Origin of the sequence: Corallococcus sp. CA054B (assembly GCF_003611625.1) — a bacterium.
GTDB classification, from domain to species: Bacteria; Myxococcota; Myxococcia; order Myxococcales; family Myxococcaceae; genus Corallococcus; species Corallococcus coralloides.
In genome coordinates this window covers 1-1,118 of sequence record NZ_RAVY01000404.1, presented here as the reverse complement: position 1 = coordinate 1,118, position 1,118 = coordinate 1, and the positions used below count along the sequence as shown (strand labels likewise).

Genomic DNA, 1,118 nt, shown 5'->3' with positions numbered 1-1,118 from the left:
CTAACCCCCTTCAGGGAAGTTGGGTAAGGGACCGGCGGTTGCTCCATGGAGGGGGCGCTTCCATGGCGTGGCAGCCGAGGCATTGGACGGCCCAGCAACTGGAGGAGCGGCGGCTTGCGGCCGGACGACTCCTGCGACAGGGGCACCTGTCGCAGGCGGAGGTGGCACGCCGCATGGGCGTCAGCGAGGCCTCTGTCAGTCGTTGGGCGCGGCGTCTGCATGAAGCGGATGGCAGTGCGCACGGGCTGAAGGCGAGGCCGCGCACGGGCCGACCGTCAAAGTTGAGTTCGAAGGAATGGGAGCAGGTGGCGGGGCTGGTGAGGGCAGGGGCACGCACCTGCGGTTTTCCTACTGAGCGCTGGACGCTCACGCGGGTGGCTCGCCTCATTCATCGCACGTTTGGAGTGCGCTACCACCCCAACTACCTGGCTGAGTGCCTCCACCGGCTGGGATTGAGTCCGCAGCAGCCCCGCACACAGGCCAAGGAGCGTGACGAGGTGCTGGTGGAGGCATGGCTGAAGCGCGATTGGCCACGCATCAAAAGGGGGCTCGAAGAAGCGGGCGGGCCATTGCCTTCGTGGACGAGACGGGTAGTTCGTTTCGGGCCCGCGTAGCCTCTACGTGGGCACCCGTTGGGCATCCGCCCACCTTACGCCGTCGTGACAAGCGGCGCGAAGTCTCCAGCATCGTCGCCCTCGTTGCCCCATACGGGCGTAGCCCGGCACGCTTGTACTCACGTCACCGGGAGGGAAGCTTCACCAGTGAGGACATCATCGCAGCCCTGCGCTATTTCCGCAGGATGGTGGGCCGTCCACTCACCATTGTGTGGGATGGCCTCAATCAGCATCACAGCGCCGAGACGCTCGCTTTCGTCGCCCGCCACCCCGAGGACTTCCGTCTCGAACGACTGCCAGGCTATGCGCCAGACCTCAACCCCGAGGAAGGCTGCAACAGCGTGGTAAAGGCTGAGTTGCGTAACGCCACGCCTGACTCTGTCGCCGAGCTGCTCGCCCAGGCACGCGCTTCATTTGTGCGCCTGGGCTACCGTCACGATGTCCTCGCCGCCTTCTTCGATGACGCGGGCCTGCGCCTTACCGGACTTCCCTGAAGGGGTTTAG

Annotated in this window: 2 protein-coding genes; both read left to right on the top strand. The window is 65.6% G+C overall.

Features of this window, described 5'->3' with window-relative positions:
* Positions 1-62 precede the first annotated feature (62 nt).
* Positions 63-614, top strand: a complete 552-nt coding sequence (locus D7V80_RS41025) for a winged helix-turn-helix domain-containing protein (protein ID WP_120593151.1) — start codon at positions 63-65, stop codon at positions 612-614.
* Positions 512-1,108, top strand: coding sequence for a transposase (locus D7V80_RS41020; RefSeq protein WP_120593150.1), 597 nt, complete (start codon positions 512-514; stop codon positions 1,106-1,108). The genes D7V80_RS41025 and D7V80_RS41020 overlap by 103 nt, the downstream gene beginning before the upstream one ends.
* The last annotated feature ends 10 nt before the right edge of the window (positions 1,109-1,118 follow it).

What these genes read in the sequence shown, in the direction of transcription:
- D7V80_RS41025 (WP_120593151.1), top strand. Translation starts at nt 63, where the DNA reads ATGGCGTGGCAGCCGAGGCATTGGACGGCCCAGCAACTGGAGGAGCGG.
- D7V80_RS41020 (WP_120593150.1), top strand. Translation starts at nt 512, where the DNA reads ATGGCTGAAGCGCGATTGGCCACGCATCAAAAGGGGGCTCGAAGAAGC.